The following is a 12,627-nucleotide window of genomic DNA, read 5'->3' as shown; positions in this document are numbered from 1 at the left end:
GGGCGCCGATCCTACACGGCGCCCCTTTTGCTTATTCTACCTATCGACTTGAAACAGAAGCGGGAGGCTGGAACCCAGAAAATTATTGTTCAACTGTTTTTAGGCTCTTGCCGTCCGTGGGACAGTCTGGTTTTTGCTTGGTCCTGTTTGAATGAAACTCGCGGCGATTACCCCCATCAGCACACATGTTCCAATGAACACCCATCCCAGGGAGTAGTCCTTGCCGGCCTCGTTGACGACGACCAATGCCGCGAAAATTTTTGCACTGAATGCAGCGACTGTGTAGCCGACACCGTTCACGAACCCCATAGCCTTGCCATAGACTTCAGGCGTGAAGATCTCCGCGGGGACAGCAAGGAAGGGACCCCACGCCATATTGCCGAAGAACCCCATCCCACAGAGGCAGAAAGCCAACATGGCGGGATGCGCTTCATTGAGAGTGGCAAGCAAAAAGACGAACGGTGCTAGGCCAATAAAGCACGTTAGGATCATTATCCGGCGGTTACCGTTAAAGACTTTGTCCGAAAGGTATGAGGATGAGAAACTTCCAATCGCACCTGCGCCAAAATAAAGTGCGCTCCAAAGTCCCATTTCTTGAAGTTTGAAATGGAAAACGTCAGAAAGATAGAGTGGTACCCACGTTAGAGCTCCGTAGAGGGTGATCTGCATGACTATATCGACGAATATCACTGCGACGTAGCTTCGATTTTTGAAAAGATCAAAAAACCTAATGTCGTTCTTCAGAAGGATTTGCTTTTGTGCATCTCCATAAAATCCCTCTCGTATGTCGCCGCGTTCAATCTCGTCACGGTAGGCGTATTCCAGATCCGCTGGGGTAGCCTTTTTATATTGCTCCGGTCTATCGAATACCAGGAGCGCAATCATGATTAGGGGAACGACACCGAACGCCGCTGTCACGTAGAAAACAATCCGCCAGTCGCCTGCCGCGTGAGCAAATTGCGTTGCGAATACGCTCGCCCATGCAGGTGTCAAGATCCATGCCCACGATAGGAGTGCTTGAGCCCGAGCCCGCCCCTCTTTATTGAACCATCGCATCAGGATACGTGCTGATGGCACATATTCCGTTCCAACGAGAGCGCCAAACAACGCCATTCGGAAAAAATACTCGTCTCGCGTTTGGATGTGTGCCATCCACGCTGTCATGACTGACCAGGCGATAACGGAGAATATCAGAATCCGCTTGGCCCCGAACTTGTCGGTCAAGATTCCGGAAACGTATTGCGAGGGGCCGTAAAACAGGAGCATCAGGAATGCGCCGGTTCCAAGATCACTCACCGAAAGGCCGACGTCATGGGCTATTACGGGATTTAGAACGTTCGTTTTGACCCGATCCAAGTACTGGATGCTGTATGCCGCGAATAAGGTAATCGCGATAACCCAGCGATATGGGATTGCCTTCATTTATTCCTCCACATGTGCACGAGCGCACGCCTCCATCCGTCCCAGAGCGTCAGCGACGGAATTCAATGAATTTTTCCTCAGGCGGCGATAACCGAGATTTTCGCAGATCTGCGTCGGTGAGTTAGAGCGCGCTGCCGAGACGAGCCATTTCTGCGCGAACTTCCTCTCCGGCGATATTGGAGAAGGCCCGACCGTCCTCGATTGATATGACTGCGGCCGTAGCGGCTGCATTCCCGTATTCAAAACACTGGGCAGTCACACGTGCCGAGGCGAGAGCCTCATGCTCCGCGCTCAACGAGCGTCCGGCGACGATAATATTTTCGCTGTGCTCAGGGACGAGGGCGCCATAGGGCACCTCGTAGTAGTCGTCTAAAAGCCAATGAAGCTTGGGCTTATCACCGCTATGAAGTTCGATCGGCCATGGCACGCGACAAATACCCTCAGGCCGTTTCCGGCATGCCAACACATCATCGTTCCGGAGCGTGTCTCTGCCGATGATTGAACGAGTTTGTCGGATGCCGGCCTCAACACCGGTATCTACAACAAAGCTGTTCTCGCAGCCAGGAATAGCTTCGGCGAGAAACCGTGCATATTCTCTTACCTGACGGCGCCCTTCGATCTCAGCTTCGGTGAAATCTGCCGGATCGATAACATTCAACATACGTCCATCTCGTCCAGACAGACGGGTGGCATTCACCATCAGTTCATTCGGGCGCGTGGTGGGAAAAATCCAAATCTTATTGCGTGGAAGAATATATTTCCCGCTCTGGTGCGCAGAAGAGATAGCATCGGTGACCTTCGGTGGGCATATTGTGTCATCGCCCCAAAATGCGGCGAACGCCCTCATGTCCACATTTCCCAACCTGAAAAACATGGTCGGGTTTTGGATCCGTCCATCATCGCCGAACGTGTACGAGTGGCCTGCCCGAGCCACGACCGCTGCATCGCCGGAAGCGTCGATTATTCGTTTGGCGCGGATTACGGAGCGGCCGGCATTCGACTCGGCGATAACTCCGAGGAAGGTCTCGCCCTGCATGATTACGCCAGTGACGACGGTGTGGAAGAGCACCTTGACACCCGCTGCTTCCAGAAATGTGTCCGCAGTCTCACGCCACATCAGGGGATCATGTGTCACCGTAAACGTTTTGCCATAAATTTGCGGTTCCGTTAGACCACCGCGGGTAGCCAGTGCTTTTCGAAAGCGTTCGGCAAAACCAAAGACGACCTGCTCTGGGCGATTGGCTTTCTCGCTTGCCATGTAGAGCCCGCAAATCGTTCCTGACATGCCGGCAACCGCTGCGCCGCCGCAAAATCCGTATCGCTCAATGAGCACGACCGATTTTCCTTTTTCTGCCGCCACGGTCGCAGCTGCAACACCTGCAGCGCCACCCCCAACCACTAAGACATCGACGTCCGCGAGATGCGGCAGGTCAATGTCCGAAGCAGCCGTGCAGTCGATTTTCCATCCCTCGAAAAGCATGCTATTTTCCTGATATACTCAGTTGTCGATCACCTGCATGTCAGCATAGACATGGCGATTTTGTTTGTCTACATGGGTCGAGAATTTTTCAGCGGGGGCCGTGGGCGTCGCAAGATGGAGCGAGAAGGCCGAATCTGTTAAACCGCAAAGCGAAAACGCGGTGCCAGCCGTGCGGAGAAATTGATGAATGCTGAGATGAACAAAGCAGACCAAGCCTACGATCATCTAGAGCGGATGATCACCTTCCAGGAGCTTAAACCCGGTAGTATGGTGTCCGAAGGAACTCTCATGGAGTTAACCGCTCTCGGTCGGCATCCGATCAGGTCAGCTCTTCAGCGACTATCATGGGAAAGGATGGTGGAAGTTCACCCGCGCAGGGGTATCATCGTTCCACCCATCTCGGTCGAAGCTCAATTGAAGCTTTTGGCGGTCCGGCGTACGGTGGAAGAGCTCGCTGTGAAATGGGCGTGTCTGCGGGCGACCCCGCTGCAGAGACAGGCTATGTCCGATCTGTCGATCGAGCTGGAGGGGCTATCTGGAGCCAGAGACATAGTCGCCTTTGGTGGTCAGTTGAAGCATGTCCATGAAATCATCGTTCAGGCAGCGCAAAATGAATACCTTCAGCTCTCAATGGCCCCATTGCAGGGACTGTCGAGACGGTTTTGGTTTGCCAACATCAAGGATCCTGAAGTGGAGCTAAAACGGGCTTCAACACTTCATCGATCAACGCTTCTCGCTATCTCGGTTGGAGACGAGCAGGCTGCCGCAGCGGCGTCCTTGGCACTCAATGACTACCTTACCGAGTTTACGTATCAGACGTTGCGAACGACCGTTTCTTCGTGATTTTGTACCTTTCGAACTGGGAGAGCTATCAGGTTGGCCGCGTGTGGCTGGGAACGCGACCGGTCTGATGCAGAATGGATTTCGCCGTATCCGGTCCTGTTCAAGTTGCTCACATCCTTGATCGACTATTGCTCGCCATGTTTAGCGTCGCGTGGGCATGCTTAGCCAGCGTCAGCGCGCCGTCGCTTCGCGTCTTGCGGTTTCCAGGTGAAAGAAGTTGGTGCGGTTGCGGGCTGAAATGGCAGGCGTGCCGCCGTCGACCGACCATTAAGGTGGCCCCTGCGGGGCCACCTTTTCTTTTCGGCTCACGCCCATCCTCATGGTATTAGATCGCATTCGGTCGCGGGATTGCAACTGTTGCCCGCGGCGACCCGCCATCGCGATTCAGTCACGACGATTCCGCTCGAAAAGGTGGGTCGAGCGAAATCGGAGGCACGTCTTTGATGCTCTATTGGCCCGCGCGGTTTCGATATTCGAGCGGGTGCCAGGAGAACGAGCCCGCTCCTTCAGCGCGTATGTAGCCAACGCCAGGGAAGGGTAGATGAGGGGCCGCGACGAGCTCGCGACGCTTGGCCAGATCGCTGAAGGTCTCTTTACGGACTGACGCGGCGTCTTCCGGCTTGACGTCGTACACGATGGTTACGTCAGGGTCGGGAAACTGCACCGCGGCAACGTGGATCACATCACCGATAAAAGTCATTGACTGATCCTTGCTGGTAACGGTGAAGAAAGCGCTGCCCGGAGTGTGACCGGGGTGTAGAGAGGTCGTGATACCGGGCAGGATCGTTTCGCCTTCGCCGAAGGTCTTCACCTTCCCGAGCTTTTCATAGACACCAATTGTCTTTGCGGCCTCATCGAAATACTGCTCGGCATATCCCGTCTTACGAGCGTTTGATGGATCAAGGAAAAACTTCAAGTCTGGAGCGCCCACAAAAACTGTGGCGTTTGGGAAAGCAGGCTGACCGTTGCGGACCAGACCTCCGGTATGATCCGTGTGAATATGCGTGATGAGAATGTCGGTCACTTCGTCCGCTTTCACGCCAATGCTCGCGAGACTGTCTAAGAGCTTGCCGCCATTCCCCGGCCCAAAGAGGTCGCCGGAGCCGGTATCGACGAGGATGGTGTGGTTCGAGCTTTGTACCAGAAAGGCATTGATCGACGCCTCAACTGGGCTTTCCAGGAATTCCTTGTCGAGCATTTGGTCTGTATGGGAGTGAGATGTTCCGATCAGAAGTTTGTAGAGGTCCTGAGGGACGGTTCCATCTGAAAGGGCTGTAATCCGGAGATCGCCGAGAGGGAAAGAGTAGCTGTCCGTAACCTGCTGGTAGCTTGCCACGGCAGGTACATCGCTCGCTGCGAAGGCAGGTGCAGATACGGCTACCGAGAGGGCAACAGCGGACGCAAAGAGAAGAGATCGCATAGTTGTCATGTTCTTAATCCTATTGGTGGGCGAGAGATCCTAGATTGGATCCGGCGGCCCGCGACGGGTTCGCTGCCGCAAAGGGTGCAAAGCGAGGTGTAGCTTCTGTGAACACCTGCGGCCCACTCTGCGGGGCGTGCGCAAGGTGCCACTCCATGATCTCGAAGACCAATCGCAATGAGCAATGCGACCTATCGCTACCGCCGATGTCTAAATGTGGTCGCAGGTATTCCCAAGGGCGGCTTCAACGACCATGGAACGCAGCCATTGATGAGCGGGGTCCGCTGACATCTTAGGATGCCAAAAGTATTTCAACGCGAAGGTTCCTAGTGGGATCGGTGTTTCGAAGAGGTCAAGGCTGTGGGCGAAGCGCTCTAGCAAACGTTTGGGTAGCGTGCACAGGCAGTCGGTCGAAGCCACGATCAGAGGAGCCAGCGCATAGCTTTGAACGGACACCGCAACCCGTCGCGTTCGACCGTGCTCAGCCAGAACACCGTCGATGACGCCCGAAAACATACCGCCACGGGAGGAGATCAACAGATGGTCGAGCGAACAGAATTCGTCGAGGGAGAGAGAGCCGTTTCCACGAGGATGACCGATCCGTTGGGCGGTTACCAACTCGTCGTCGAACAGTTTGCGGCCGATCAGATCCATCGGCGCGTCATTTGCCGCGCCGATGTAGAGATCGACGCCACCGCTCTCCAATTGCTCGCCAATTGTCGCGCTGTCGGGAAAGATGAATGCAATCCTCACGCCGGGCGCTCGCTTGTGAATGTGGGGAAGCAGGTCGGGAGCGATTATTGCCGCAGGATTATCGGAAGCGGCAATCCTGAACGTCCGGTCACTTGAGGATGGGTCAAATACGTAAGCTTTCTGACCAAACTGCATTAAGCGGTCGAGAAGTTGATCCAATTCTGGCTTCAATGCTAAAGCATGTGGCGTCGCTGTCACGCCCCGTCCCGTCGATGCCGGAAGAAACAGCGGATCGTTCAGGATCTGCCGAAGCTTGTTCAGCCGGCCCGACAGAGCAGACTGAGTGATATTCAGCCTAGCCGCCGCATGGGTGACGTTAGCGTCTCGCAATAACGCGTCAAGCGCGAGCAAAAGACTAACGTCCAGTTCTCCCACATGCTGAACCAAATCAAAGCTCCTGATTTCCATCATGGTCATAATCATCGTAGCGGATTGTGTCGTTCTCTTCCAAGAGATGAGGCTGACTGTTGGCACTTTTGATCGGAGACTTAACCTCGGCCGAGGTGCCCTGGAAGTTTGATCGCATGTTAGTCAACGACCGGCACGACTTGTGAGCGCCAAAATCAAACTCCTCGCGGCGCATAAAATGGAGGTTCATCAGCGTCCGGACAGATCGATGTTGAGGAAGGAACTCGTCCTCGATCGCGGAAAAGGGCGACTTAACTAAGCGAGGCCCGGATGTCGAAGGTCTGATGCGTTCGAGGCGAAGGAGCACGCACGCTGAAACGGCCGCGTCTTTCATCACTTAGCACCTCGTTCGCCACGACAATGTCCGCCGGTAGCTACACGAGCAGCAACCTAGGACTCCAGCGTATCTCCGTACGCGACAAAGTGGTTGGCAAGGCGGCCGCGTTAAATCGGCCGATCGACCGACCGTCTTACGATCCAAGATACACTGTTCATGAGGCACGTCTGAGGTTTCTTGGCGAAATGACAGGGGCGTTTGGGTCCTTATTAGCTAGGGCTACAACCGCGAACGTTTTGGGCTTAAAAACGCTTGCGTCAGCCAGACGTATAACGGTCTAAACCGAATTGGGCCGCAGAAATTTCGGGCTCGCGGCCGTCGACGGTTGCGGCGAGTATTCGCGCGGAGCCGGTGCTCATCGTCCAGCCCAGCGTGCCATGACCGGTGTTGAGGAATAGGCCGCCAATCCTTGTCGCGCCGATTATTGGTGTGCCGTCCGGGGTCATCGGTCTCAGCCCCGACCAGAATGTCGCTTTGCTGAGGTCGCCACCGGGGAACAGGTCCGTAACGGAATGCTCCAAGGTTACGCGACGCGCGGGTACGAGGGTGCCGTTATACCCGGAAATCTCGGCCATTCCGCCCACCCTGATGCGGTCGCCCAAACGGGTGATCGCAATCTTGAAGGTCTCGTCCATGACGGTCGACACCGGAGATTGAAGCGCATCGACGATCGGGATGGTAAGCGAATAGCCTTTCACCGGATAGACAGGCAAGGTGATTCCATAAGACCGAAGCAAGAGCGGTGAGTAACTGCCGAGCGCAACAACCACCGCATCTGCATCGACCCGCTTTTGTCCCGCCAAGAATACGCCCCTTGCTTGGCCGGATCTGACATCCAGTCCCGACACGGTCGTGGCATAGCTGAAATTGACGCCGAGTTCCCGGCACCTGAGGGCAAGCGCATTCGTGAATTTGAAACAATCGCCCGTTTCGTCCTTCGGCGTCAGAAGGCCACCCACGAACTTGTGTCTGACGCGCGCGAGGGCCGGCTCAGTCCGGATACAGCCGTCCTGGTCGGCCACTTCAAAAGGTATACCGTCGGCGGCCAGGGCTTCGGCGTCCTTTCCCGACGCATCTAACTGCTGCTGCGTGCGAAAAAGCTGCAGCGTCCCCTTCATCCGCTCGTCGTAGACTATTTTGGTTTCCTTTCGAATATCGGCAAGTGCTTTACGGCTGTAGTCCGAAAGCTGAAGCATGCGGCTCTTATTGATCGCGTAGCGATCTGCGGTACAGTTCATCAACATCCTCGCCGTCCACGAGAGCATCGCCATGTCTAGTTTCGGCCGAAGGATCAGTGGAGCATGCTTCATGAAAAGCCATTTCATGGCTTTCAGGGGGATTCCGGGTGCAGCCCATGGCGAGCAATAGCCAAACGAAACCTCCCCAGCATTTGCGAAACTTGTTTCTAGCGCCGGCCCTTTCTGCCGATCGATCACCGTTACCTCGTGTCCATTTTTTGCCAGTTCATAGGCCGATGTGACGCCGATGATTCCGGCGCCCAAAACAATCACCTTCATTGTGTTGATTCTCCGGGCAAGTTAATCGATCGTGCGCGCCAGAACCGACAGCCAATTCTCGGAGCCAATTTTGCGCAAGAGGTTGTCCGAGTAGCCACTGGTGCGTAGTGCCTCGAACAGCACGGGCAGGCCGGCGCTGGAGCCAACCGCCTCGGGTATCTCCGCCCCGTCGAAGTCTGATCCAAGGCCGACATGATCCTCGCCGACCCGCTCGAGCAGATAATCCAGTTGCTCGACCATCAAATCAACCGGCGTGTCGCTGCGCATCTCGCCATCGGCGCGCAGGAAACACGTCGCGAAATTGAGGCCCACAATTCCGCCGGTGTCGCGGATTGCATCCAACTGCTTGTCTGTCAAATTGCGCGGCGTGGGGCAAAGCGCGTGAGCATTTGAATGGGTGGCGACCAGGGGCGCAGTCGACAGGCGCGCCACATCCCAAAAACCTTTCTCCGTGATATGCGAGAGATCGACGACAATTTTCATTCGGTTGCAGGCTCTGACCAACCGTTCGCCGTTATCCGTCAAGCCGGGACCCAGGTCGGGTGAGGCCGGAAAGTGGAATGGCACTCCATGCCCGAATATGTTGTTGCGACTCCAGACAGGGCCGAGCGAGCGCAGTCCGCAGGCATAAAGGACCTCCAAGAATTCGAGGTCGGCGTCGATCGCTTCGGCTCCCTCCAGGTGAACGACGACTGCCAGCGCGCCCCGATCGCGGGCCGCCCTAATGTCACGGGTAGAGGTACAACGGACGACGGCACCGTTCGATTCGCGCTCGATCCGAAGCAGAATGGCCAGTTCCGCCATGATGGGCGGGCGCCCTTCGCTGGCATCGATGGGCGTCGGCATCGGCAGCTCATAGCGTCCATCCTTCATACCGGCGAAAGAGATGTTGTCGCCTGAGGGCGAATAGAGCGCAAAAAGTCCTCCGAACAGTCCGCCCGCGCGAGCCTTGTGGAGGTCGATGTGGAAATCGTCACGCCCTTGGATGAAGGCACTGACGGGGTCGTCCTGCCGCTGGCGATAGAGCTTCAGCAGAATGTCATTATGACCGTCAAAAACCGGGACCTGACCGGACATATGGTGCCTCCGAATACAGGCGCCATGGATCATGGCGCCAACAGTCCGTAAGTTCGCCGAAGGCTTCTTTTGTCATAGCGGTAAAAAGGAGTGTCGTTCGTTGCTCAGATTAGAACATGCCTCAGCGTTTGGCGAAAACTCGCGATCTGTCCAGGATCCAGTCAATCACCTCCCTTGCCGGTCTAGGAAGAGCCTGGCCGGAACGCACCAGCATTGAGGCTTTGCCCGATTCCAACAAAGGATGATCGACCTTGAGTGCGACCAACCGACCATCGTCCAGATATTCCGCGACATGAAAGGGATCGAGAAACGTTCCGACATTGGTTTGCAAGGCGTGGTCAATCAGCATTCGCAGATTATTGGTGGTCATAGCCGCAATCATTTGCTCCTCTTCCGAATAGGCGATGTGATCGAGGATCTTTCGGATGCCGTAGGATGCTGTAAGGAGCGCGAGAGGATAGGAAAATGCCTTGCGAACTGTCAGCGGCCCTTCCGCCGCTGCAAGCGGATGCTGCGGCCTGACCAGCAGCCGCAGCGGCACGTCTACTTCCGCGAGCGTAGTCACCCGATGGGATGCTGGAGCGTTGAACGCTATGCCCAGATGGCAGATGCCGTCTGCAACGGTTTCAAGAATATCCGCGACGCCCAGAGCCTCGACTGTGAAATGTATATTTGGGTGCAATGCCGTAAACGGAAGGATGACCTCTTGCTGCAAGCCGGGCGCGAACCCTTCGCCGACGGCAATTCGGACATGGCCGCGGCTAAGATTGCCAATTTCATGGATTTTCTGCTCGAGGTCTTCGAGTTGCAGCCGCGACGCCTTCCAGTACTTGAGCACTTCGAGCGCGGCCTCCGTCGGGACACTGCCGGCAACGCTGCGCTCAAAGAGCTTGGCTCCGAGCTCGTCTTCCAACAGCCGGATCTGGCGCGTGATCACCGAGGGTGCCGTATTCAAACGTTCGGCAGCGCCCCTGATCGAGCCACTGACGGTAACCTCGTAAAAATATCTGAGTCGCTGCGGGTGAATATCTCTCATTGTCGCTCCCCTTGTTGCTCTGAAGGCAACGATGCGAATGATGCATTGCATCTTTTTCGTCCGCTAAAGAAGATGCAGTCTGCCATCGGTGTCAATTGTCGTTCCTTCGGAAACGGGATCGGACACTGAAAGCAGCGGCTCGCTGCAAGAAGGAGAGGATGCAATGGGGAGGACGACATGAAGAGAAGAACGTTTCTGAAAGCCGCCGCCGGTACGGCAAGTGCCGCAGTGCTGGGCGCGCCCTCGATTTCCCGCGCAGAAGAGCGGGTTATCAAGGTTGTTCCTATTTCCAATCTGTCTGGCATCGATCCAATCGTGACTTCGGGACAACCAATCCGCAATCACGGCTATCAAATCTACGATACCCTATTCGGCCTAGATGCCAATCTGCGAGCCAAGCCACAAATGGCGGACGGCTTCGAAGCTTCGGCGGACAAGAAAGACTGGACGATCAAGCTGAGGGACGGCCTGAAGTTTCACGACGGCCAGCCGGTCCGTGCCACGGATTGCGTTGCGAGCCTGCGGCGCTGGGGCCAGAGAGACCCCTTGGGGCAGCGGATGTTCACGCTCGCCGACGAGGTATCGGTGGTGGACGACAGGACGATGCGTTTTCGCTTCAAGTCACCCTTCGGCCTCGTGCCGGAAGCACTCGGCAAGGTCGGAGGACCCGCGCCTTTCATCATGCCCGAGCGGATCGCCAAGACGGATGCGAACACTTCGATCACCGAAGCGATCGGTTCCGGTCCCTTCCGGTTTGTAGCAGATGAGTGGGTGCCTGGTAACCGCGCCGTCTATGCGAAATTCGACGGTTACGTCCCGCGCAATGAGGAGCCAAGCGGGACGACCGGCGGCAAGAAGGTCTATGTAGACCGATATGAGTGGCACATCATCCCGGATGCTGCGACCGCGACCGCCGCGGCCGTTCGCGGAGAGATAGACTGGTATCACAATCCGGACACCAATCTTCTGCCTTTGCTTCAGAACGAATCGCAGATCGACCTGACGCCCTTCGATGACTTCGGATACGTAACCTGCATCCGCTTCAACCATCTTCATCCGCCCTTCGATAACGTGAAGATGCGCCAGGCGATCATGATGGCAGTAAGTCAACTGGATTATCTTGCGGCGGAAGCGGGCGATCCCACTCTCTACAACGAATGCAAGTCGATGTTCTTCTGCGGCACGCCTTCATCGATCGGGGCAGGTGGCGAGGTGATGACGGGCAATATCGAGAAGGCGGCTCAACTGATCAAGGAGGCCGGCTATAAGGGTGAGAAAATCGTGTTGCTCGCACCCACCGACCTTGTGTGGCTGTATAATGCCAACCTCGTTAGCGAAGCGCTTCTCAAGAGCCTCGGCATGAATGTCGAGCTCCAGACCATGGATCTGGGCACGTTTTATACTCGGCGAACAAAAATGGATACGGTCGACAAGGGCGGCTGGTCGATCTTCCATGCCGGCTGGAATGTCACGGATATTCTCGATCCGTCCACCCATCTCGGACTTCAGGCTACTGGCATGACGACTTGGCCGGGCTGGCCAACCGATCCGGATCTCGAAGCATTGCGCTTCGATTGGATTCAAGCAGGAACAGACGATATGAGGGCTTCCATCGCTCGAAAAATCGAGATGCGGACCTTCACGACCGTGCCATTCGTGCCGCTCGGCCAGTTCAAAACGCCTTCAGCCAGACGCAAAACGATCACCGGCATGCTAAAGGCGCCGATCCCGATTGCCTGGAACCTGCAGAAGGCTTGAGGCCGACGCCGGTTCTTCAGGACGGCCGGGCGCACCAGAAAAGCAACGCTCGGCCATCCTCGTTCTCCTAAACGTACCTAAGCTGCGTAGGCGCAATCTAAATGGGAGTTTTAATTGTCCAGTTCAAACGTCATTGCGACGGATCAGGCGCCTGCCGCCATCGGCCCATATTCGCAAGCCAGAGTTCATGGCGGGTTGCTCTACATCTCAGGGCAATTGCCGATCGATCCATCGACCGGCAAGTTCTCTTCCGATGATCCTGCCGGACAGATGAGGCAATGCCTTGCCAATGTCCAGGCGATCGCAGAAGCTGCGGGAACATCGATGACGCATTGCCTCAAGACGACGGTGCTAGTGACCGACCTTTCGAGGTTCGCGGACATAAACGCCGCATATGGCCAGATGTTTACCGCCCCTTATCCTGCCCGGGCGACCTATCAGGTGGTTGCCTTGCCGTTGGGTGCCCAGATCGAGGTCGAGGCCGTCATTGCAATCATCTGACCGATGCAACAAAACAGGGCGCCGGAATCTCAAATACCGGCGCCCTCAGATAGGATCATCATTACCGTTAGGCCG

At 56.0% G+C, this 12,627-nt stretch carries 11 protein-coding genes; 3 read left to right on the top strand and 8 right to left on the bottom strand.

Going from position 1 to position 12,627, the window contains the following annotated elements:
- Positions 1-99: 99 nt before the first annotated feature.
- Together C5L10_RS22050 and C5L10_RS22045 are read right to left on the bottom strand one after the other, a co-directional pair.
- Positions 100-1,422: an MFS transporter gene (locus C5L10_RS22050; RefSeq protein WP_105431407.1), complete on the bottom strand. Its 1,323-nt coding sequence runs from the start codon at positions 1,420-1,422 to the stop codon at positions 100-102.
- Between the two features lie 121 nt (positions 1,423-1,543).
- Entirely contained in the window at positions 1,544-2,902 is a 1,359-nt protein-coding gene (locus C5L10_RS22045; RefSeq protein ID WP_105431406.1) for an FAD-dependent oxidoreductase, read from the bottom strand.
- Positions 2,903-3,085: 183 nt separating this feature from the next.
- Between C5L10_RS22045 and C5L10_RS22040 the strand changes: the two genes are divergently transcribed.
- A complete protein-coding gene (locus tag C5L10_RS22040; RefSeq protein WP_105431405.1) occupies positions 3,086-3,745 on the top strand; it encodes a GntR family transcriptional regulator in 660 nt (219 codons plus the stop codon).
- 448 nt (positions 3,746-4,193) lie between these two features.
- Here the strand turns inward: C5L10_RS22040 and C5L10_RS22035 are convergent, their stop codons facing one another.
- The 6 genes from C5L10_RS22035 to C5L10_RS22015 all read right to left on the bottom strand — a co-directional run bounded on the left by C5L10_RS22035 (position 4,194) and on the right by C5L10_RS22015 (position 10,293).
- A complete protein-coding gene (locus C5L10_RS22035) occupies positions 4,194-5,174 on the bottom strand; it encodes an MBL fold metallo-hydrolase (protein ID WP_105431404.1) in 981 nt (326 codons plus the stop codon).
- A gap of 201 nt (positions 5,175-5,375) precedes the next feature.
- Positions 5,376-6,329 carry a LysR family transcriptional regulator gene (locus C5L10_RS22030; RefSeq protein ID WP_245448098.1) on the bottom strand — a complete coding sequence of 318 codons (954 nt, stop codon included), beginning with the start codon at positions 6,327-6,329 and terminating at the stop codon, positions 5,376-5,378.
- Positions 6,307-6,660, bottom strand: a complete 354-nt coding sequence (locus C5L10_RS33765) for a hypothetical protein (protein ID WP_172717114.1) — start codon at positions 6,658-6,660, stop codon at positions 6,307-6,309. The genes C5L10_RS22030 and C5L10_RS33765 overlap by 23 nt, the downstream gene beginning before the upstream one ends.
- A 260-nt stretch (positions 6,661-6,920) precedes the next feature.
- Positions 6,921-8,180, bottom strand: a complete 1,260-nt coding sequence (locus tag C5L10_RS22025; protein ID WP_105431402.1) for a D-amino acid dehydrogenase — start codon at positions 8,178-8,180, stop codon at positions 6,921-6,923.
- A 21-nt stretch (positions 8,181-8,201) separates the two neighbouring features.
- Positions 8,202-9,257 carry a dipeptidase gene (locus C5L10_RS22020; RefSeq protein ID WP_105431401.1) on the bottom strand — a complete coding sequence of 352 codons (1,056 nt, stop codon included), beginning with the start codon at positions 9,255-9,257 and terminating at the stop codon, positions 8,202-8,204.
- Positions 9,258-9,378: 121 nt separating this feature from the next.
- Positions 9,379-10,293, bottom strand: coding sequence for a LysR family transcriptional regulator (locus C5L10_RS22015; protein ID WP_172717113.1), 915 nt, complete (start codon positions 10,291-10,293; stop codon positions 9,379-9,381).
- 177 nt (positions 10,294-10,470) lie between these two features.
- Between C5L10_RS22015 and C5L10_RS22010 the strand changes: the two genes are divergently transcribed.
- Positions 10,471-12,051 (top strand): ABC transporter substrate-binding protein, encoded by a 1,581-nt coding sequence (locus C5L10_RS22010; protein ID WP_105431399.1) that lies wholly within the window; start codon positions 10,471-10,473, stop codon positions 12,049-12,051.
- 114 nt (positions 12,052-12,165) lie between these two features.
- Entirely contained in the window at positions 12,166-12,552 is a 387-nt protein-coding gene (locus C5L10_RS22005) for a Rid family detoxifying hydrolase (protein ID WP_105431398.1), read from the top strand.
- The last annotated feature ends 75 nt before the right edge of the window (positions 12,553-12,627 follow it).

It is taken from the genome of Neorhizobium sp. T6_25, assembly GCF_002968555.1.
Classification (GTDB): domain Bacteria; phylum Pseudomonadota; class Alphaproteobacteria; order Rhizobiales; family Rhizobiaceae; genus Neorhizobium.
The sequence above is the reverse complement of the archived record's forward strand: the minus strand, read 5'-3'. Positions and strand labels throughout refer to the sequence as shown.